Origin of the sequence: Francisella sp. LA112445 (assembly GCF_012224145.1) — a bacterium.
GTDB lineage: Bacteria > Pseudomonadota > Gammaproteobacteria > Francisellales > Francisellaceae > Francisella.
The window spans coordinates 2,070,663-2,092,519 of the sequence record NZ_CP041030.1 but is presented as its reverse complement, the minus strand read 5'-3'; the positions used below and the strand labels follow the sequence as shown (position 1 = coordinate 2,092,519).

The window sequence follows — 21,857 nt, the reverse complement described above, 5'->3', positions numbered from 1 at the left end:
ACTTAACATTATCAACGTATAAACTGTTCATAAGCTGCTTTTACACCACTAGGGACACTAGAAAACTCAATCAAACTAAGCAATGATTTAAAGTTTCTTTTACAATTAGAGTTACTATTAACTCTATAACCAAGCGGACTTGAACTATCACAGGCACTTCTGATTAGAGTGGCAATTTCTCTAGGAGAAAACCCTTGAATCATTTTGTTATAATATGAAACAGCGCTATTGGCTACGCCATAACCATTACCTATACGACAAGCTCCCACAGTTTGTACGAACTGCTCGTGTATTGTTTCTGGAATTGCCCCATGCTGTGATAATTCGTATAACCGCTCAGCAAAAGGCGCCTCATTATAAAAGTTATTTACTCCTTTATGTGCATTCCATAATCTTTCTATCGCTCTTGAAAAAACTATATGTTGCTCAGACTCATTAAGGATATTTAATAAACCAAGCTTTTCAAAAAATTGTAATGATGCACTATGTTTATCTTCTAAACCTTTAGCAACATATTCAGAATGACTATTAATTAAGTCTGATTTTATATCGGATGTTAACTGATCTTTTAATTTGTAACAGATATCAAGAGAATTTAAACGAGAAGGTTCTGGAGTTGCTCGATCACAATATATTCCGTGAGTCATATTTAGTAACATTTGTCTCTGAGCGCTATGAGTTTCTTTTAATCTTTCAACCCATATACTACATTGATTAAAATTAAATCTAGGTCCTTTGATAGCAGAAATGAAAGAACTCATATTTACACCTTTTGGAGATGATGAGTCAGCTAAGGCATATCTTACACAGCGATTTAAAAAATTTGTAAACTCCCGGTCATTAACTGAGCCTATAGTTGGATGAGCCGCCGAAAAATTATTTCTAACATCGCGACATTGATCTAAGAAAAAAAATCCCTCCTCATCAATAATGTTAAGTTTTAAACATAGCTCTAATAATTTACTATCTTGTAGTTCCAATAAGTGTTTTTCTTCAAAATCATTTTGCTGAATTTGAGCTACTATTGTTAGACCAAAATTTCTTATTTTTTGACGAAGATTCAGAATAGCAGCATTCCAAGCATAATTCATTGCACTATCAAACAATCCAGTGCTTACGGCAACACACATTTTTGCGATAAACTCATCACGTAAATGATTTGGTATCTCTCTTAACTCTCTAGGTAAGTCCCGCCAAGCATATTCAATCTCTTCATCGCTTGCTAATACATTCCTCGGTATCCCTAAAGATTTTGTTAATTCGGTTAGGGTAGGCAAAACAGCTGCGGGTGATGATGGTAATAATAGATCTCTTTCTACAGCTAAGTTTGTCATTTATAATCCTTATACATTAAATTTTTGTTCATAGAGTTTTGTTTGAAAATAGTTAAACTACTTACTACTGCTTCAAACCTCTCAACCAATCCAACCAGCTATCAAAACCAGCACCAGTTTTTACAGAGAGCTCAAATATTTTTACATCTGAACGAATCTTTTTGATATTTGCGATACATTCTTGGATATCAAAATCTACATAAGGAGATAGATCAATCTTATTGATAACAACTACATCAGAGTAATAAAATATATCAGGGTATTTAAGTGGCTTATCAGCGCCCTCAGTAGTTGAGATAACTGCGACACGATGCTTCTCACCGAGATCAAACATTGCTGGACATATCAAGTTACCAACATTCTCAATCATCACAAAACCATCTTTGATATCGCCAAGATGTTCAAAAGCATGACCAACCATGTGAGCATCTAGATGGCAAGCTTTACCAGTGTTTATCTGATAAGCTTTTGCACCAGCTTTACGAATTCTATCAGCATCAAGATCTGTATGCTGATCACCTTCAACAACAGCGATAGGGTAGCTATCACCAAGCTCTTTGATAGTTCTCTCAAGTAGAGATGTCTTACCAGAACCAGGGCTTGAGACAAAGTTTAGGGCAATATTATTATCTTTAGCTAGAGCTTTTCTATTTTGCTCAGCATATTGATCATTTGCATCTAATATCGCTTTTTCTAGCTTTACAGCATCGCCTTCGTGACCATGATGATGGTGGTGATGATTACTATCTGTTCCACATCCGCAAGTTGTACACATAATTTACTCCTTAATTAAAAACTATAGACTCTACGAGCATATCTTTACCTTTGAGAATATCTTTCTCAAAACTACCACAATTTGGGCATTGCTCATATAGCTTAGTTAGTTCAAATTCATGTTCACAAGCTTTGCACTTTGCTATAGCTTGTTCATGTATTATTTCTAGTTTTGCTTGTTCTAATACACTATCTTTTGCTGCTACAGGAAACCAGAACTCAAAAGACTCAATATCAACACCGGCCAGGGTGCCTATTTTAACTATGACTTTAGCTATCTGCTTTGAGCTATCTTTAGGTGCTTTCTCAGCAATACTGATAACACTTTGGCAGAGTGAGAATTCATGCATTTTTTAGACCAAATAAAACACTTTAGATCATGTATACATTATAACATATAGATAAATTAGATATGAGAAATTAATTTTAGCAAACCCTTATTTTACAAGGCTTTGAATGATAATAATAACCATTTAGGAAAATAACAATGTAATTAATTTTTTATCTATATATAATAAATTTTATATATAAGAAAACATTAGTTAGGATGATACAGCAACTAACTTTTAAAGAGAAAGTAAAAACAGTTTCTATAATAAATTTAGGAGCAGTTTTAGAGTGGTTTGAGTTTTGTCTATATGGCTATTTAACAACTTATTTAAGTCTACTTTTCTTTCCCAAAGAAGATCAAGTTGTCGCAATGATAACAGTCTTTGGGATCTTTGCCGCTAGTTATATTATGCGACCATTAGGTGGTTTTGTACTTGGTTCTATCGGGGATAGATTTGGTAGACGCTATGCTATTAGACTAAGTATGATTTTGATGTGTATTCCAATGTTATTGATGACTGTTATGCCGACATATCAATCAGCTGGGATATGGGCTATTTTGATTTTACTATTTGCTAGGATGTTACAGGGTTTTTCAGTAGGTGGTGAATATACAGGTATTCTTGTAGCTCTAGCAGAGAGCGCTTCTGAGAAATATCGTGGTCTGACAACAGCATTAGCTGGCTTAGCATCGCAAATAGGTGTGATACTTAGTGCGACTACTGTAGGAATTTTATCAAGCTTATTAACAAAAGAGCAGATGCTAGCTTATGGTTGGCGAGTAGCTTTCTTTATAGGTTTAATCTTGGCTATTTCTTCAACAATTATTCAAAAGAAAGCCAAAGAATCACCATTTTTTAAAGAGATGAAAGCGAATAATAAGCTAAGCAAAAGCCCTCTTAAAGATGCTATAAAAGGCCCTAAAATGCCATTAGTTTGGACTTTTGTTTTAACAGGTTATGTTGGTATAGCATATTATATGATGGCGACATTCCTACCTAATATTCTTATCTCAGATAGAGGTTTTGATGTAAATAAGATCATGTTTATAACTGTTGCAGTATCATGTTTCTATGCGGCACTATCGCCACTATTTGGTTGGTTATCGGATATCTATGGTAGAAAACCGCTACTTTATATACCAATACTCTTGTTAGCGGTATTTGGCTATCCAATGTTTATCTTCTTTAATAAAGGCGGCTTAGAGAGTATATTGATTGCTGAGGTTATATTAGCGATTATAATATCAGCAATGACAGCATCATTCCAAATAACAGTTGCTGAGCTTTTCCCAACTAATCATAGATATAGCGGTATGTCAGCAGCCTATAATACGGGTAATGCACTATTTGCAGGGACAACGCCGATGATATGCGTTTGGCTTTCAGGAGTATTTAACTCAAGTTATGCGCCAAGTTTTTATCTAATAATATCTTCTATTATCACACTTCTACTTATCTATAAAATGCCTGAAACAAGACATTCTCAAGAGTTTAAATTTATATAAATTAGAATATTTATTCACCAAGTATTATTTTTGAGAAGTCTTTCTTTGGATTAAGATATTTATAATCATTGCTATTAATGTAATGATAGCTCCAGCAGTAAGTATATAAGCAGGAGCTAATTCGCTACCAGAGGCTTTAATTGCCCCAAAGACTATCATCGGAGTTAAACCGCCAAATATTGCAAATCCAATATTATACGAGAAACCAATCCCTGTATAACGGACATCTTGTTTGAATAGATCAATAAGTATAGCAGGAATATTACCCCAACAAAGAGCTACTAAAATAGCGCTTATGAAAATTGCAAGGAAGTAGTAATCTTGGTTGTATACATATGTTTTATAGATAAAAAAGCTAAAAGCACATGTGGCTATAATACTAACAAGTAAGATAAATGAGCGATTTATCTTGTCAGCAAAAAAGCCAATAACCACACAGAATATTGAGATAATTATAACCCCAAGACTGTTTATCCATGTGAAATCTTTTAAGTGTAGCTTTAATACTGTTGAGAAATAAGAAGGTAATAGTAAAAATAGTGTCACAAAAACAAGAGCACCAAATGAAACTATTATACACGCATAAATAAAGTTCCAACTATGTGTTAGAAGCATCTTTGTGATAGGTAGAGAGTATTCTTCTTTGATAAAAGGGCTAAACTCTTTGATATCTATTAGCTGACGTCTAAGATAGTAGGCAATTATTCCAAATAATCCCCCTAAAATAAAAGGTATACGCCAACCATAAGATAACATTTGTTGCTTATCAAAGATCTCTAGCATTATACTTTCAACAATAAAACCAAGAGCTACACCAGCTATTAGAAAGCAAAAAATCACCCCTGTAACAAGGCCTTTTTTTTCTGGAACAATTTCCCCTACATATGTAACAGCTCCAGGGATCTCACCTCCTACAGATATTCCTTGAGCAACTCGGCAAAGCACAAGTAAAATAGGAGCAATAAAGCCGATATGGCTATATGTTGGTAAAATACCTATGATAAAAGTTGATAGAGCCATGATAAGTATAGAGATTGTAAAAGTCTTCTTTCTACCATATTTATCACCAAAATGCCCAAAGATAACTCCTCCTAAAGGTCTTGCTAGATATCCTACAGCATAAGCACTAAAGGCTATCAGTAAAGATGTTATAGCTGATTCTGTTGGGAAAAATAGCTTTGAAATAAAGCTTGCAAGCAGGGCATAAATAATGAAATCATAAAACTCAAGGATTCCCCCTAAGCTTGATAAAAAAAGCGCTTTGCGTTGATTTTGTTGTAACATATTATTCCTTTTAACTAATTAAGTTATATATTGTTTTTACTTCATTCTGGTTGAAATATTATCTTTTAATATTAACCAATGGTATAAAGCTGCGACTATATGTAGCACAACTAATATGAGTAAAATAGTAGCAAATAGATAATGATAACTGAATATTTTTGCACCTAAAGAATAATCAGCTTCAAATATCTCTGGAAAAGGAATGATAAAAAATATTTTCCATTGATAACCCATTAGCATCGAACCAAGAAGTCCAGATAAGGCCATACCAAGAGCTGATATGTAGAGCCCTAAATGAACGATTTTGGCTATCATATACTGAATACGAGGTAGAGGAGGGTCGTATTGAAGTTTTTTACTTAGTATCCGAGCGACCACTAGCATTATGATGATGAAAAATGTTAGTAGACCAAATGATTTATGTAAAACCATAATCCATACAAAGTCTAATATAGCAAAGGCGAAAGCAAAACCTAATATTAGCTGGATAATTATTAAACTTGCTAATATTTTGTGAAGTAATCTTATAAAAATATTATATTTCATACTATAAAAAATATTATTGTAGTAATAGTTTTATAGCATTTAATATCTCTTATAAAAAGGCATTTGTTAATTTTTCCAGATTTTTCTGAACTCTTTTATGATCTGATCATGACGTAAAAGAAAGTCATTAGTATTGTAATTTTCATCAAACTTTTGTGTTTTGACAATCCTTTTATCTTCATTGAGGATTATCTTATTTGTAAGACTAAATAATCTATCAGCAAGAGGTTTTATAAACTTATTTGTCATAAAACTACGATAGTTTACTAGATATAGTTTTGTTTCGTTTTCATTTATTGGTACAAAGTAGACACAGATTTTTAGCTTATCAGAATTATTTAGAAGCCAAAAGTTTGGTAGGAGATATTTTAACATCAAGCGATCATTTTTAATTGCTTCAATATACTCAGGTGTAATATTTAAAGTTACATTATCAGGGATCTGATATCCTCTGCCAATTGATTTTTTATGTACTGTTGCAAGGTGCGTATAGTCAAGCTGATTTTCTATACAATGGCGGATATTATTTTGCCAAGTATCTGTAAGAAGTGAGTATTGGGCTTTAAAATGATCGTGAGTTTTTTGGATAAACTCAAAAGCATAGCTATTATCAATCTCTTCATCAAAAATATTAATCCAAAGCATATCAGCAATTACTTTTGTTGGATAGATTTTTGCTTTTAGTTTTGGTATTGCACCTTTTGTTTCAGGGGTGTATGTACAGTTACCATTAGTATCAAATTCAAAGCCATGAAAAGGACAAACTATAGTATTATTACAGATCTTGCCTGAGCTAAGCTCGGCTCCTCTATGAGGACAGCGATTTTCCATGACGATAATATTATCTAAAGATTTCCAAGCAACGAGATTTTTACCAAACCTTTGTAGCTTGATAGGCTTATTTTTAATCTCTTTTATATGAGCTATGGCGTACCAAAATTTTGGAAGGTTTTTCATTTAAATGAAAATCTTTTTTTCATAAGTAGAATTATACCTCAAGCTATTAGATAATAAAAAGATAAGGTATATAAAGTAGTTGGGATATATGGGTGTCAATTCTAACAATCAAGAACTAGTTGGTGGAGTAATTTTATTTTCAGCTGCTATTCTTGCTATTTTGGTTAATAACTCGCCGCTATCTTTATATTATGGAATGTTAGATACTGTTAATGTTAAGCTAGGAATTGAAAACTTAGTAATAGATAAAAACCTCACACACTGGATAAATGATGGCTTAATGGCTATATACTTTCTGTATATTGGCTTAGAAATTAAAAGAGAGGTAATTACTGGAGTATTATCTCGACCATCTAGCATAATAACACCCGCTATAGCAGCTTTTGCAGGGTTGATATTACCAAGTTTAATCTATTTGTTGATAAATTTTAATAATCACAAACTTCTCGATGGTTGGGCAATTCCATCAGCTACAGATATAGCTTTTACGCTTGGGATACTAGCATTACTTGGATCAAGAGTATCGCCAAAGTTAAAACTACTAGTTATTACGATAGCGATTTTTGATGATATTGCTGCAATAGTTATAATTGCTTTTTTCTATTCAAAATCTTTATCTTTGGTTTCTTTAGTATTAGGATCGGTATTTCTCCTAATGATGATTTTTTGTAGCCTTGTTTTAAAAGTTAATAGATCTTCAATATACATTGTTTTGGGCTTCTTAGCATGGTTTTGTACAATTAAATCAGGAGTTCATGCAACCTTAGCGGGCTTTGTTACTGCTCTATGTATTCCTTATCGAGATGGTGATCCAGAATCGCCTGCTAAGTTTATGGAGGAGTCTCTTCATTCGTGGGTTATTTATTTTATACTGCCTATTTTTGCCTTTGCTAATGCCGGTATAAACTTCTCTGGGATTAGCTTTTCAATCATTTTTAAACCGCTAACTTTAGGAATAATATTAGGTTTGTTTGTAGGTAAGCAAATTGGTATTTTTTCTATATTAGCTCTTTTTAAGAAGTTAAAGATTTTTAAGTTAGGAGAGTCTTTCTCAAACGTACAGCTATATGGTGTTAGTATACTCTGTGGAATAGGTTTTACAATGAGCTTATTTATAGGAACTTTAGCTTTTAATGATAGCCACCTATTAAATTCAATAAAAATAGGCGTGATTATTGGATCGATATTATCAGGACTTACAGGGTATATAGTGTTAAGGTTTTTTGCTACAAATTCTAAGTAATTTAGGCTCTACTAATAATTTTATATATAATAAAGAGATAACTATAAAGATAAGAATACTAAATGTTTAATCGAGAAACACAGAGCAATTACTCTAGAAGATTTTGCTTAATGAGTTGGAATACATATAAGATAGATTATAAAGACTCTCAAACATTTAACTCATATATCAATCAAGTTTATGCTGAGCATGATATAGATATTTTTTGTTTACAAGAAGCAGTCCATCATCATGAAACAAGATTCCCTATCGATAAGTTTGATATCAACTTCGCTTCGAATATTGTTCTGCGTTACCATAATTATGGTGTGGCAACAGTTAGTCACTACCCTGTGATAAAAAATGTCAGAATACTTACCACGCATAGAGAGTCTGTTATAAATACCCATAAAGCATCGTTAATTACGCACTTTAATATTGATGATACTAAGGTTATTATAGTAAATATTCATGCAATAAATTTTAAAAGTAATAAAGTCTATGAGTATGAGTTTGAGAAGATAAAAGAAGTAATAAATCCAACAAAATATAAGTATCCGATAATTATTGCAGGAGATTTTAATTCTTGGAATAGAAAAAGAGTTAAGTTTATAAAAGATTTTTGCCGAGAGTTTAACTTTAAGGTAGCTTTTCTTGAAGAAGCTGAGTTAATTAAATCTTTTCAGAATAATCATTTAGATTTTGTTTTATATCGAGGTTTAAAGCTAGAAAAAGCATGTGCCTTAGACTGTCAAAAAATATCTGATCATAACCCGATTATTACAAGTTTTTTGCTTGAATGATTTAGCCACCAAATGACTTTGTTTTATCATTTATAATGTCATAGCACAGGTCAGTTAGTTCAGCCACAGAGTACTGTTTTGGATCTATAGCTTTTTCAAAAGACATTCTTGCGATACCTGGCTTTATAAAGTCACCTTTCTTACGCCCAAAGAAAACACCAAAGTTATGAGCTACAGGGATTATAGGTATATCTGTGACTGTAGCTAGCTTCATCGCTGAGCGGTGGAACTTAGGATACTCGCCAACAGGTACTCTTGTACCTTCTGGAAATATTATAATGCTAAGCCCTTTATTCTTAACTCTATCTTTGCCATCTTCTAATACTTTTTTGATAGCTGAAAGACCTTTAGATCTATCTATACCTATTGCTTCAGCAAAGTGGTTAGCTTTACCAAAAACTGGTTTATCTAGAAGCTCTTGTTTCATTACAAAACAGCTTTTAGGAATTAAACCATAAAAAACAAAAGTTTCTAACATTGACTGATGTTTTGAAACATAAATACATGGGTAGTCTGGGATATTCTCCTTACCTTCTATTTTTACATAGATTTGTAAAAGGATAAAGACACCTAACCTATATAAACAAGACCATAGCCAACATACAAAAAGTCGGACCCTTAGAGAAGCCCCTAATACACCAACTATATTCATTAAAGTACAGCAGAAAGCTAGTACAACATTGGCATATATTTTAAATATATGCATTCTTGCTACTAATAGTAGATGAATAAATTTCTTCATCTTTTTTCCTTAACCTTTAAACTCTTTTGTTTTTTCAGTTATTACTTTGTGGCAGTAGCTTGTAAGTTCCTTAGAGTTAAACTCATGTGGATCAATCCTTTTACCAAAGTCCATTCTAGCAATACCTGGTTTAATAACTTGTCCCCATTTTTTAGGGAAAAATTTTCCAAAATTATGTGCCACAGGTATGATAAAAACATTTGCATCTGTTGCTAGCTTCATTGCAGAACGCTGAAATTCTGGGTATTCGCCGACGCCGACTCTAGTTCCTTCGGGGAATATTACAACATTTATGCCATCAGCTAGGCTTTGTTTTCCATCTGTAACAACTTTTTTTAGCGACTCTCTTGGTTTCTCTCTATCAATTGCAATACTACCTAAGTTTTTCATTGCAGGGCCAAATATTGGCGCCTCAAATAGCTCTTGTTTCATAATAAAGTGACATTTACCAACCAAACCATAAAACATAAAAGTTTCTAACATTGATTGGTGCTTTGAAACGTAGATACAAGGGTAGTCTTTGTCTATATTAACTCTACCTGTGACACGGATATAGACTTGTAGAAATACTAACATACCTATCCAATAAAGATAAGTCCATACATAGCATACAGCCATTCTCCATGAGATAGGAAGTTTGAAAAAAGTAAAAATATTTATAAGAATGCTACAGCCACCGATTACTGCAAAAGAGTAAAGTTGAAAGGCCGTCATTCTAATCCACATTAAGGCGTTCCAAATCTTTTTAAGAAAAGATTTCATTAAATAGTCTCCATGTTTTTTTATTCTAAAAAATAGTCTTATATAACTACGATACCAAAATTTAAGGTATAATTTTATCTCCACTATTATACACTTTTTGAAGCGATCTGCCGATAGGAAAATAAATTTATAAATTACAAAAATTACTTTTAGAGCTTATAAATCATATTATTTTTTTAGAAATGCAGGGAAAGAATTATCTTTTTAGAGGTTTTAAAACATTCTGAAATATCAGGAGATCTGGCTTATAACGGAGAGATTTATTATTAGTAAGCAAGAGATAAGTTTTCAACACAAAGCTTTTTTTAAAGCTATAATTCATATCTACTAGAAAGCTTTCAAAAAGACTATTTATATTATGAATTCTATGTTGAGTTTTTGCTTAGCTATTAGATAGCTACTAATTATTCGTTTATAATTTTAGCTCAAAACTTTATTCGTTGACTACATTACTTTTAGTCTACAATTATATACAAATAAGAAATATTTAAGTTACATCTTTAAAGTATGTTTGAAATATAAAATTAAAATATTTGTAGAGCTTATAAGTGGAAGTGTAAATATTATTCTACAAATTATTGGTTTGTATCTATTCTATATTATATGTACTTGATTGCTATAAAGCCTAAGGAAGCTTGAGACTATTCTAAAAAGAGTTATATGACTTAGCTGATAAAAATAATAGTTAATATAATTAAAATAAGAGTATAAGTAATGATAAAAGAGTATAAGCTTAAAATTGAAATCAATTATCAGTATGGAGATCTAAGGTTAGATGGAGAATATATCTGCCTACAAACAGATCAAGATGAAGCAAAAGCAATAGAGTCAAGATTTTTATATAAAAGAAAAGGGGAAAAACAAAATATAGGAGGAAGGAATATGCGAGGTAATGCAAATCTTCTTCCTGGCTTATATATAGATCTTAAAGGTAATAAATACTATATCAAAGTACCTAAGAACTCTAATGAAATGTTTTGTGAAATTTTTCACGGAGCATTAACAACTCAACTTAAGTTAAATGATTATTTGAATATTGAAAAGCCTTATATTTCAGGAGCTGAAGGCATTATAGTTGAAGTTGCGGGAGTGAAAATATTAGCTTTATGTATATTTATACTACCAAAATTTAAAGAGCTTTTTAAATATTTAGGAACAGCAAAAAGTAATGGTAAAGAAAGAGATAATGTCAAAGAAATAACAAATAGAGGTATTTATCGCAAATTTGTGGAGGGAGAACTAGCAGAAAGGCCGGTAAATAAAGAAACTATTAAAGCTTCTCTAGCTATGTGTATATTACAATCAGTAGCGTTCTTTGGTGATTATAGTCTTCATTCGAGTAATATTGCACTATATGATGATGACATGAAAGTTGCAAAAATAGATGGTGGGGCTGCATTTAGGGATTTTGCTAAAAACTCTCCTGTTAATATATTATTTCCCCATGAGTATAGAGGATTTGGGTGCCATAAGATTATCGATAAAAATTATATAGACTACTATATTCGAATACCGGACTTAAAAAGTTATTTATCATACTATGCTTGTTATTATATAAATAAGATTAACTCATCATCAGTAAATAGTATATGTGATGTAGTTTTAGAAAGTATCCAAATAGTGAAAAAAACTTATATGAGAATAAATGGACAATGTCCTTTTAAAAATAAATCTTTTTCTAATTATTTTGGTATGGATTTAAGTATTGATGAAGTTCTTTTAGCAAAGCAGTTTGAGGAAATAATACATCGTAATATAAAAGGTTTTCAAAGGGTGGTAGCAGTTGATAAACAAAATAATAATTTTTATCCTATTATAAAAGAAAGAGATACCATTTATAGCATTCAGCTAGTTATTCTTCGAATTGTTCTTTCTAGAGGAAAAGATGTAAAATCAAGACCTGGAGTTCCTTCTGAAAAAGATAGAATTAAAAATCTTTTTATGGATAAGTTTAAGAGTTTATCTATATTTGAACGTATGGATTTCTTAATATATTTACACCTGTTATGTGCTCCTAGCAGATCAATTTCATTCTCCTCAAAAACTGCTGAGGTGTTAGCATCTGGATTAAGCAAGTTGGCGAAAGATGATCCGGTTAGAAAATACCTAGGTATATCCGCACTTAAACAAAACGTTACAAGAACAGATTTAACTAGGTCTATAAAGAAAGCTTATGAAATAGAATTATATGCATTAAAAGATGATCCAAAAAGGTATCCTGAATATCTGATAAGATTTAATGGAAATAGTGATGCTTGGTAAATAAAGATACCATTTAATACTTGATAAGGTGTTGTTTCTTATAAGCATATAACATATAAGGTTAATATTATAATTAGCCCTAACTATTTACTTATTTTCTTAACTTATTATTACAATATTTTACATCTGAGAAACATTTAAGTTACTTTTGTAATGTACTTATAGGTTATTAGCTATATAAATTAAAAGCTATAAGGATGTGTAAAATGTTAGAGGATTCTATAAGCTTTAATGAAGATGTTATCAAACAAGCCATTGATTCATATATATATAATCAAAATAAAGCTAAGCTCTTCGACTTACAATTATTTCATCATCATGGTAAGTCTGGTATAAAAAGAGCTGAGATACTCTTAAAGTGGTTGCATATTTTTGCACAATTTGATGACTTAGATAGATTTTTGGAAAATTATATAAAACAGTCTCCTAGTATTTTAGATCAGTTAATAAATATTGCATATAAGAGTGATCTTAAGCCAGTGAATATAACTCATGTCAAAAAAGAAGCAGAAATACTAATTAGAGGTAATAATACAACTAGCTCACTTAGAACTTATGTAAAAAATGCTTATGAGTCTATTAATAGAAATCAAAGTCATATTATTAGGTTGTTCACAAATAATCAGATTAGTGGTAAGAGTTTTTTTACCTATAATGAAAGTGAACTTGGATTAGGGCCGATTAAAGTCCTTAAGACATCTGCTAAAGAGGTTAAAATTTATGATCGAAATAATACTTTCTTTTTTATGAAGCCCTTTAATCTTTCTTCTAAAGGTTATCACAAGAAAGTTGATGATGGCCTTGCTGAGGTGATTTATGCGCAGATATGGCGTTATTTGATTGGTGAGAGGGCTTCAGAATCAAGACTTGTTATTAAAGATAGTGAAATAATAGGGATTTGTTCTAAAGGTTTAAAGGATTTTAAAGAGTATGGAAAAATGACAAATCAAGAGAGGCTAAATACAAAAGGCCTAATATCTATTATGATTTTTGTTTATTTACTTATGGAAGATGATTTTCATATATATAACTATGGAATGGCTAGTTTTCAAAAAGGAAATGAGATAGAGCATTTTTTTGGGAAAGTTGATCATGATTATATAGTTGAAAAATGGGATACATTGAGTAAAGATAATACCAAATTTGATATAACTAAGCTTTCACAAGTTCTAAAAACGAGAAGTTTAGTTGGTTTTATTAATTTACTATCATCTAAATCTAGGTTTAATCCTAGTAGTGGTAATAACTTCTTATTGAGAGCAGCTCATACTTTTCGAGCAAATATTAGTTCTCGTAGGATAACAACAACCTCAAGATCTCAGGGAGCATTTTTTAGGTCTTATTTAGCAACTAGTAATAACGTCGAAGAGTTTTATAATACTATAGTCTTTATCAAACAACGCTGTAATAATTTAGAGAAGAACTTAAGTCTTCCACTTAAAGAGCAGTTAAATATTTTTTCTAAAATATATCAAAATGTTAACACTAACAAAGCTAACCAAATATTAGAGCATTTTATAAATAGAATACAAATATTAAGAAATGAGCTCGGTCAAAATTAAAGGACAATTTATATTTTGAGTTATAGTAAATACTTTTAATGAATTATCTAAAGTAGTATATTCTGAAAGTGATAAGCAAATTTTAAAGGAGTTTTGACTAAGCTATTTTATTCAGTTTGTTTAGGAGTACTCAATGAAGTCGACATTAAGATTAATATTAAAAAATAAGATTTTCAAATTATTGTTATTGTTAGTATTAATTTTGCTTATCGGACAAGTTACTATAGCAGCATATGCTATATCTGATAATGTTGTTGCTAAAAACCTTAACAAGGAGATGATTAGCAATTATCAAAAGAATATCAGTATGATCAAATTACTCTTTAATTATCAAGGAGATATCATAGGAAACAAAATGTTTTTTGACTTTAAGTTTAATGTTGTTCAAGCATATTTTTCAAAAAAGCCTATATGTGGGATACATTTAAATCAGAAAGATCTCTATAAATATAGTAGTGATAATAAAAATTTTAGTTTTCATGTAGCAAGCTGTATTTCTATATTAAGTACTAAATTAGGGTGGATAAATTATATTAGTAAGCCATCTTTACCTAAAGGAAAGGAATTATTACTTGCTAATTTAATGACTACTATATTTATTGCTATGATAATTATATTATGTTGGTTTTTGTTAAAAGTTGTCATTCCTGCAAGAAAATTAGAAGATAGTGTATATGAACTTGGAAAGTCGTTAGTGAAGAAAGACGTTAGAGTAAATGGAGTTAGCTTTTTAGGACGCTTTGCTAATTCAATAAATTTTATACAACAAAAACTATTTAGAGCATTAGATGTGAGAACGAAAGCTCTATCTATGATTACTCATGACCTTAAATCTCCAATAGCACGTTTAAAACTTAGGTATGATCTGAATCCTACAGAGAATAAAGATAACTTAGAAGATATTGGTTTGCTAGAATCCTTATGTAACCAAATATTGTTAGAAGCAAAGAATGATATGTTTGAATGCGAAAAAGTAGAGACTATAAATATTACATCCTTATTAGAGAAGATAATACAAGAATACAATAATATAACTATAGATCTAAAAGATGATGTTTATTTAAAGGGTAGAAAACTGTCTTTATATAGAGCTTTTGAGAATTTGATTTCAAACTCAAAGAAATACAGTGATAAGGTACTAGTAAGTATTATTAAGTCTGATTGTTTTGTAAATATAAAGATTAAAGACTATGGAGTGGGAATAAAAGAAACAGATATTAAAAATATATTTAGGCCTTTTTATCAGATTGATAGCATGAAAAAAGGTAATGGTCTTGGGTTGACAATTGCCCAAGAGGTTATTACTAATCATGATGGTTATATTGATATAAGTAATCATTATGATCCTCATGGGATAATTGTTAATGTTAAGCTACCACTTTAAAAACATTATTTTAATATTTATCGTAATTGCGTTGGAAATTATATTAAGTATGATTCCTGAAATAATGGATTATCAACCTTTAGTTTTTCCAAATAGTTGTATATGTTTTAGGTTTTTCTATTTGGTAGGCGCATTATTACCAGTTTTGATTTTAATATCATCAATATTGTGTTTTTTTTCTCATAGAAATTTAGATATCGTAATAAAAGTAAATTTTCTTATTGGTTTTTTTGCCTACTTTATATACGCGCTATATTTTTATACTGATTCTGTATTGAAGATACTATTTATTGTTATATGTTTATCAATGTTATATACAAATATCTTTATGCTTTTATATAAACTTATATTAAGAGTAAAAAATAAAATTTTTGTTGCAGGATTATTTTGTAGTTTTTTTCCTTTGTTAAAATTGGTGATGTTGCTAATAGCAGTGTTGTTATCTTATAACTATATTGATGGTGAAGAAATACTATACAATACATCACCTTTTCTAATTATACTACTAATGCTTTACTCTTATGTTACAAGTGGGGAAAAATCAAGGAAAATCAGCTATAAAAATCTTTCAATCAGACTTTTTGTATACTTAATAAATATTCTTAAAGAATATTTTATAATAAGATTATTTTTATATTTATTAATTTGTGGTGTTATAAATGGTCTTACTCAACAATATCTTTTACAGTATGTATCACTTAGTAATAAAATATATTTTAACTTCTTTTTCTTTTCTCAAGGGCTTATTTATATAGTGTTGTTTGTATCAATAATACTAATATCATCTTATCTAAATAGTAAACATTTTGATTTTATATTCTCTTGTTCCAGCTTTGCAGTATTTTTAAATATAGTATTCATATTAGCTTTTGAAAATGTCTTTCTTCTTAAGGAAGTACTTATGGTTAATGTTGTTTGGTATCATACTTTTTTATTTTTTCATTTGCTTACTAAATATATAAGAAAAAATAGGTATCATAAATTTAATATGGTATTAATCTTAGGTTTTATAATGTTTTTATTTGGGCTTATTTTCTCTGAATGGGTAAATGTAGGTTGGTTTGTAAATAGATATATAGTGCTATTGTTAATATTATCTATACTAATAATTTTGCATGCGAGAGTGATAGCTTTTAAATAGTATTCATCTAGTGGATAACTCTATAAATTTTCATAGTAGAAAAATAATAATCCAGATTCATATCTTATCTAATCAAAATTTAAAGTATGAATTTTCTAATATGATGATAAGCACAACGGGAGGAGATGCTCGATAAAATAAATGTTATTTTTCTAAATATTTTAATTTATCAGGTACAGAAGCCCAGTTATCAGCGTCCTCACATGGATCACACTTCTCGACTATATTTGGCCAAGTGTTAGCAAGCTCTCTGTTTAGATCAAGCATTTGCTCTTCACTTTCTGTTAAATCATCGCTAGATTTGATAGCTTCAACTGGACACTCTGGTTCACATAGAGCACAATCGATACATTCATCTGGATTAATCACAAGCATGTTTGGACCTTCATAGAAACAATCTACAGGACAAACTTCGACACAATCACCATATTTACATTTGATGCAATTTTCAGTAACTACAAATGGCATTTTACTAAATCCTTTCGTTTTTTACTTAATACTTTTGAAGAAAACCCACAAATTATAGCACAGATAAACCAAAGGTAAATATTATTCGCTTTATGAAGAACTCTCTTAGTATTAGAAATACTTATAACTAGTGGTGTTGAGATTAATTAAATGCGTTGCTATTGTTGAGAGGGAAATATACTGTGATAACTTTTTTTCTTAGCATCAATGATTTATAGTGTTTGATATGTATGTTTATTGAGAATCAGATAATGTCAATTAAATCTTTATTTAATAACTCTAACCTTAACCAGTATATCGATGATAATTCTGTAAAGTTAGATAGAGTTGCAACGAAGCTTTTTGATAAAGCAAAAAATGATGAATTTAGTAATATGCTTAGTTCACCAAATCAACTTCAATTGATTAACATGCTTATAAAAATGAGTAATGTCAAAAGCATTCTAGAGATAGGTGTTTTTCGTGGATTCTCTACTTTAGTTATGGCTCAAGCCTTACCTTCTGAGGGGAAGATAGAGGCTTGTGATATTAGTTATGAATATATAGAGCCATATAAACACTTTTGGCAAGAAGCAGGTGTTGATGGCAAGATTAATTTAAATATAGCTCCAGCATTAGAGACTTTAGATAAGTTTATAAAACTAGGCAAGAGATTTGATTTTGCCTATATTGATGCTGATAAAGAAAACTATATAAACTATTATGAGAAAACCTTAACTTTAATGAATTCTGGTGGGATTATTGCTATAGATAATGTCCTTTGGTCAGGCAGAGTTGCAGATAGCTCAGATAACGAATCAAGTACAGTTGCTATTCGTAAGCTTAATGAATTAATTCATAATGATGATAGAGTAGAGGCTTGTATCATCTCTATAGGTGATGGAGTGAATTTAGTGAGAAAACTGTAAATTATTTTGCTAGATAGATATGTTTTAAAGCATCTTTGGTTGTATCTAGCGTTTTATCTATAGTTTTCCCTTTTGCTAAAACAACGCCCATTCTACGTTTGCCATGTATTTCTTTTTTTCCAAAAATATGGATATCAACATTTTCGAGCTCTAAAGCCTTATCAATACCCTCAATAGTTGGATTACTAGATTCTCCTTCAAGAAGTATTGCAGCCGAAGCAGATGGTTGTAATGTTTTTATCTGAGGTATAGGTAATCCAAGTATTGCACGTAGGTGTAGCTGAAATTCATTTATATTCTGTGATATTAATGTAACCATACCTGTATCATGAGGGCGAGGAGAGAGTTCATTAAAGAATACCTCATCACCTTTTATAAACATCTCAACGCCAAAGATACCATAGCCACCTAAGCCATCTGTTATTTTCTTGGCTATTTGTTGTGATTTCTCTGAGGCTTTCTCAGACATGGTATGAGGCTGCCAAGAGAAACGATAGTCACCATCTTTCTGGATATGGCCAATAGGATCACAAAAAGAAGTACCATCTTTGTGTCGCACAGTTAAAAGTGTGATTTCATAGTCAAAGTCTATAAATTGCTCAACAATTACACCGTTAGCATGACCTCGTGAGCCACTTTGGGCATAGTCCCAAGCTTTTTTAATATCTTTAGAATATTTAACAATAGACTGTCCTTTACCTGATGAGCTCATCACAGGCTTAATAACATATGGAAGACCAATATTACTAACAGCATCTAGATATTCTTCTTCAGAATTCGCAAAGGCAAATTTTGATGTTGGTAAATTAAGCTCTTGTGCTGCTAGAGCTCTTATACCTTGGCGATCCATAGTTAGTTTAGTAGCTTTTGCACATGGGATAATGTTAAAACCCTGGTTCTCTAATCTTATCAAAGTGTCTGTGTTTATAGCCTCTATCTCTGGGACGATATGTGTAGGAGTTTTCTCGAGTATCAATTTTTCTAACTCATAGTCATTGAGCATATTTATTACGCAACTTTCGTGAGCTACTTGCATAGCAGGAGCGTTATCATAACGATCAACAGCTATAGTATATAAACCAAGCCTTTGAGCTGCTATTATAAACTCTTTACCAAGCTCACCGGAGCCAAGTAACATGATTTTAATATTAGAAAGAGAATTTTCCATGATATTGTTTCTAAATAAAGCTTAATATAAGCAATATAATAACAGTTATTTGTTAGAAATTTTCTGTAAATTAATTTAGAACAAAGGGTTATTTAGAGAAAACTATATTATTATCAGTATCTACATCAACAATTATTCGATCTTCAGCTTTAAACTCACCATCTAGTAACTTAAGTGCTAAAGGATTTTCTAAGCCATTTTGAATAGCTCGCTTAAGTGGTCTAGCACCAAATACAGGGTCAAAACCAGCATCAGCTATTTTATCCATAGCCTTTGTGGTTACTTCTAATCCAATACTTAGATCAGTTAAGCGTTTTTCTAAACGTTTAATTTGTATCTTAGCGATCTCAGTTATCATTTCTTTATTTAGAGGTTCAAATACAATAGCATCATCAACCCTATTTACAAATTCTGGTCTGAAGTGGCTAAGTACCATTTCCATTACAGCATCTTTGACAGTGTCATAATCTTGTCCTTGCATTTCTTGTATTCTGTGTGAACCTAGATTTGAAGTCATAACTATTACAGTGTTTTTAAAGTCTACTGTTCTACCTTGACCATCAGTTAAACGACCATCATCCAACACTTGTAGCAATATGTTAAATACATCAGCATGAGCTTTTTCAACCTCATCTAGCAAGATTACAGAATAAGGCTTTCTTCTAACATGTTCAGTCAAGTAGCCACCTTGCTCATAGCCAACATATCCTGGAGGAGCTCCGATTAGTCTAGCTACAGAATGTTTCTCCATAAACTCAGACATATCTACTCTAAGCATTGCATCTTCATCATCAAATAAGAATTCTGCTAATGCTTTTGTAAGCTCAGTTTTACCTACACCTGTTGGGCCTAAGAACATAAATGAGCCTATTGGCCTATTCGGATCTGATAAGCCTGAGCGAGATCTTCTAACAGCATTAGATACTGCTTTTATAGCTTGATCCTGACCAATTACTCTTTTATGTAAGAAGCTTTCCATATTTAGGAGCTTCTCTTTTTCTCCTTCCATCATTTTAGATACAGGTATTCCAGTAGCTTTTGAGACTACATCAGCTATCTCATTCTCTGTAACAGATGTCCTAACAAGCTTGTTCTCAGAAGGTTCTGCTTCAGTATTTTCAATTTGTTTAATTTGAGCTTCAAGTTCTGGTATCTTACCGTATTGTAGTTCAGCCATTCTACTTAAGTCGCCAGCTCTTTGATATTTTTCCAGCTCAAACTTAGCTTTCTCAAGCTCTTCTTTTAGCTTACTTGTGCCTTGCATTTTAAGTTTCTCAGCTTTCCAAAGCTCCTCGAAGCCTTTATACTCAGATTCTAAGCCTTTAATTTCTTCTTCAAGAATCTCTAAACGTTTTTTCGTAGCCTCATCCTTTTCTTTTTTTAGTTGCTCACGTTGCATTTTTAACTGGATGATTCTTCGATATAGACTCTCCATTTTTTCTGGTTTAGAGTCTATTTCCATACGGATCTGGCTAGCAGCCTCATCGACTAGATCTATTGCCTTATCTGGTAGTTGTCTATCGGTTATATATCTATGTGATAGTGTTGCAGCACTTACAATAGCTGAGTCTGTGATATTTACACCATGATGTAGCTCATATCTTTCCTTTAGACCTCTAAGTATAGCGATAGTATCTTCAACTGTGGGCTCATCAACTAATACTTTCTGGAATCTTCTTTCAAGAGCAGGATCTTTCTCTACATACTCACGATATTCATCCAGAGTTGTTGCACCAACACACTTTAGCTCGCCTCTTGCTAGAGCAGGCTTAAGCATATTACCAGCATCCATAGACCCTTCTGCTTTACCTGCACCAACCATAGTATGTAGCTCATCTATAAATAAGATCACATTACCATCTTGCTTTGCTAACTCTTTTAGCACTGATTTTAAACGCTCCTCAAAATCACCTCTAAATTTTGCTCCTGCTAATAATGCTCCCATATCTAGAGATAAGACTTTTTTACCTTTGATACCTTCTGGAACTTCATTATTTATTATTCTTTGAGCTAGACCTTCAACGATCGCAGTTTTACCAACACCAGGCTCACCAATAAGTACTGGATTATTTTTTGTTCTACGTTGTAACACTTGTATAGTTCTACGAATCTCACTATCTCTACCGATAATAGGATCAATTTTACCTTTTTTAGCTAGATCTGTTAGATCTACAGTGTATTTGTCTAATGCGCCTTTCATATCTTCTTGATTTTGACTACTCACTTTTTCCCCTCCGCGATAATCATTGACTGCTTTTGTAAGCTTTTCTTTTGTAATATTAAATTTACTATATAATCCTGTTAAACTTTTATCTTCTAGCGATGCTAATAAAAAGATCTCACTTGATATAAACTCATCACCGTTTTTATTTGCTAGATCTTGCATTTTATGTAAAGTGGCTATTAGATCCCTAGATGGTGATACTTGTGGATTAGCCTCTCCTGATAGTACAGCCACCCCATCAATCATATCATTTACAGCTTTTATAAAGTTCTGTGTATTAACTCCACAAACACTTAATATTGCTGTTGCAACACTATCATTTTGCTCTAAGAGAGCTTTTAGCATGTGAGCTGATGTAAACTCAGTTGCTTTTTGTTGGAAAGCATAGGACTGAGCTTCAGCAAGAGCTTCTTGTAACTTTATCGTAAACTTATTTATATCCATTAATTTCCCCCTAAGAAATATATCTGTTATATATC

Annotated in this window: 19 protein-coding genes; 8 read left to right on the top strand and 11 right to left on the bottom strand. The window is 31.4% G+C overall.

Translation table 11 applies throughout. The features are described 5' to 3' along the window. Positions 1–11: 11 nt before the first annotated feature. The 3 genes from FIP56_RS10060 to hypA all read right to left on the bottom strand — a co-directional run bounded on the left by FIP56_RS10060 (position 12) and on the right by hypA (position 2,458). Positions 12–1,334: a hypothetical protein gene (locus FIP56_RS10060; RefSeq protein WP_192578768.1), complete on the bottom strand. Its 1,323-nt coding sequence runs from the start codon at positions 1,332–1,334 to the stop codon at positions 12–14. A 64-nt stretch (positions 1,335–1,398) separates the two neighbouring features. Then, positions 1,399–2,109, bottom strand: coding sequence for a hydrogenase nickel incorporation protein HypB (gene hypB / locus FIP56_RS10055; RefSeq protein ID WP_192578767.1), 711 nt, complete (start codon positions 2,107–2,109; stop codon positions 1,399–1,401). A gap of 10 nt (positions 2,110–2,119) precedes the next feature. Continuing rightward, the gene (gene hypA, locus FIP56_RS10050) at positions 2,120–2,458 is read right to left on the bottom strand and encodes a hydrogenase maturation nickel metallochaperone HypA (protein WP_192578766.1); all 339 of its coding nucleotides are present in this window, start codon (positions 2,456–2,458) and stop codon (positions 2,120–2,122) included. Between the two features lie 197 nt (positions 2,459–2,655). On the opposite strand from hypA, the gene FIP56_RS10045 reads away from it, so the two are divergent. Beyond that, on the top strand, positions 2,656–3,945 hold the full coding sequence (locus FIP56_RS10045; RefSeq protein WP_192578765.1) for an MFS transporter: 1,290 nt from the start codon (positions 2,656–2,658) through the stop codon (positions 3,943–3,945). Between the two features lie 24 nt (positions 3,946–3,969). Here the strand turns inward: FIP56_RS10045 and FIP56_RS10040 are convergent, their stop codons facing one another. From FIP56_RS10040 to FIP56_RS10030, 3 genes are all read right to left on the bottom strand, one after another. Continuing rightward, a complete protein-coding gene (locus tag FIP56_RS10040; RefSeq protein WP_192578764.1) occupies positions 3,970–5,229 on the bottom strand; it encodes an MFS transporter in 1,260 nt (419 codons plus the stop codon). Between the two features lie 36 nt (positions 5,230–5,265). Further along, positions 5,266–5,775 (bottom strand): cytochrome b/b6 domain-containing protein, encoded by a 510-nt coding sequence (locus FIP56_RS10035; protein WP_192578763.1) that lies wholly within the window; start codon positions 5,773–5,775, stop codon positions 5,266–5,268. Positions 5,776–5,841: 66 nt separating this feature from the next. Beyond that, complete coding sequence (locus FIP56_RS10030) at positions 5,842–6,732, bottom strand: Rieske 2Fe-2S domain-containing protein (RefSeq protein WP_192578762.1); 891 nt, start codon at positions 6,730–6,732, stop codon at positions 5,842–5,844. Positions 6,733–6,820: 88 nt separating this feature from the next. On the opposite strand from FIP56_RS10030, the gene nhaA reads away from it, so the two are divergent. Both nhaA and FIP56_RS10020 read left to right on the top strand, forming a co-directional pair. After that, entirely contained in the window at positions 6,821–7,975 is a 1,155-nt protein-coding gene (gene nhaA, locus FIP56_RS10025) for a Na+/H+ antiporter NhaA (RefSeq protein ID WP_192578761.1), read from the top strand. Between the two features lie 62 nt (positions 7,976–8,037). Then, positions 8,038–8,757, top strand: a complete 720-nt coding sequence (locus tag FIP56_RS10020) for an endonuclease/exonuclease/phosphatase family protein (protein WP_192578760.1) — start codon at positions 8,038–8,040, stop codon at positions 8,755–8,757. Between the two features lies 1 nt (position 8,758). Here the strand turns inward: FIP56_RS10020 and FIP56_RS10015 are convergent, their stop codons facing one another. Then, the gene (locus FIP56_RS10015; protein ID WP_192578759.1) at positions 8,759–9,499 is read right to left on the bottom strand and encodes a lysophospholipid acyltransferase family protein; all 741 of its coding nucleotides are present in this window, start codon (positions 9,497–9,499) and stop codon (positions 8,759–8,761) included. Positions 9,500–9,508: 9 nt separating this feature from the next. Next, the gene (locus FIP56_RS10010) at positions 9,509–10,261 is read right to left on the bottom strand and encodes a lysophospholipid acyltransferase family protein (RefSeq protein WP_192578758.1); all 753 of its coding nucleotides are present in this window, start codon (positions 10,259–10,261) and stop codon (positions 9,509–9,511) included. Positions 10,262–10,975: 714 nt separating this feature from the next. Between FIP56_RS10010 and FIP56_RS10005 the strand changes: the two genes are divergently transcribed. The 4 genes from FIP56_RS10005 to FIP56_RS09990 all read left to right on the top strand — a co-directional run bounded on the left by FIP56_RS10005 (position 10,976) and on the right by FIP56_RS09990 (position 16,610). After that, entirely contained in the window at positions 10,976–12,523 is a 1,548-nt protein-coding gene (locus FIP56_RS10005; protein WP_192578757.1) for a hypothetical protein, read from the top strand. Positions 12,524–12,729: 206 nt separating this feature from the next. Next, on the top strand, positions 12,730–14,085 hold the full coding sequence (locus FIP56_RS10000) for a hypothetical protein (RefSeq protein WP_192578756.1): 1,356 nt from the start codon (positions 12,730–12,732) through the stop codon (positions 14,083–14,085). 133 nt (positions 14,086–14,218) lie between these two features. Beyond that, entirely contained in the window at positions 14,219–15,469 is a 1,251-nt protein-coding gene (locus FIP56_RS09995) for a HAMP domain-containing sensor histidine kinase (protein ID WP_192578755.1), read from the top strand. Beyond that, positions 15,450–16,610, top strand: coding sequence for a hypothetical protein (locus FIP56_RS09990; protein ID WP_192578754.1), 1,161 nt, complete (start codon positions 15,450–15,452; stop codon positions 16,608–16,610). Before FIP56_RS09995 ends, FIP56_RS09990 begins: the two co-directional genes overlap by 20 nt. Before the next feature lie 144 nt (positions 16,611–16,754). On the opposite strand, the gene fdxA is transcribed toward FIP56_RS09990, so the two are convergent. After that, the gene (gene fdxA / locus FIP56_RS09985) at positions 16,755–17,078 is read right to left on the bottom strand and encodes a ferredoxin FdxA (protein ID WP_150467841.1); all 324 of its coding nucleotides are present in this window, start codon (positions 17,076–17,078) and stop codon (positions 16,755–16,757) included. Between the two features lie 251 nt (positions 17,079–17,329). Here fdxA and FIP56_RS09980 point away from each other — a divergent pair, with 251 nt between their 5' ends. Then, entirely contained in the window at positions 17,330–17,986 is a 657-nt protein-coding gene (locus FIP56_RS09980; RefSeq protein ID WP_192578753.1) for a class I SAM-dependent methyltransferase, read from the top strand. 1 nt (position 17,987) lies between these two features. Here the strand turns inward: FIP56_RS09980 and purT are convergent, their stop codons facing one another. Together purT and clpB are read right to left on the bottom strand one after the other, a co-directional pair. Beyond that, positions 17,988–19,154 (bottom strand): formate-dependent phosphoribosylglycinamide formyltransferase, encoded by a 1,167-nt coding sequence (gene purT, locus FIP56_RS09975; protein WP_192578752.1) that lies wholly within the window; start codon positions 19,152–19,154, stop codon positions 17,988–17,990. Between the two features lie 88 nt (positions 19,155–19,242). Next, positions 19,243–21,822 carry an ATP-dependent chaperone ClpB gene (clpB, locus tag FIP56_RS09970; protein ID WP_192578751.1) on the bottom strand — a complete coding sequence of 860 codons (2,580 nt, stop codon included), beginning with the start codon at positions 21,820–21,822 and terminating at the stop codon, positions 19,243–19,245. Positions 21,823–21,857: the final 35 nt, after the last annotated feature.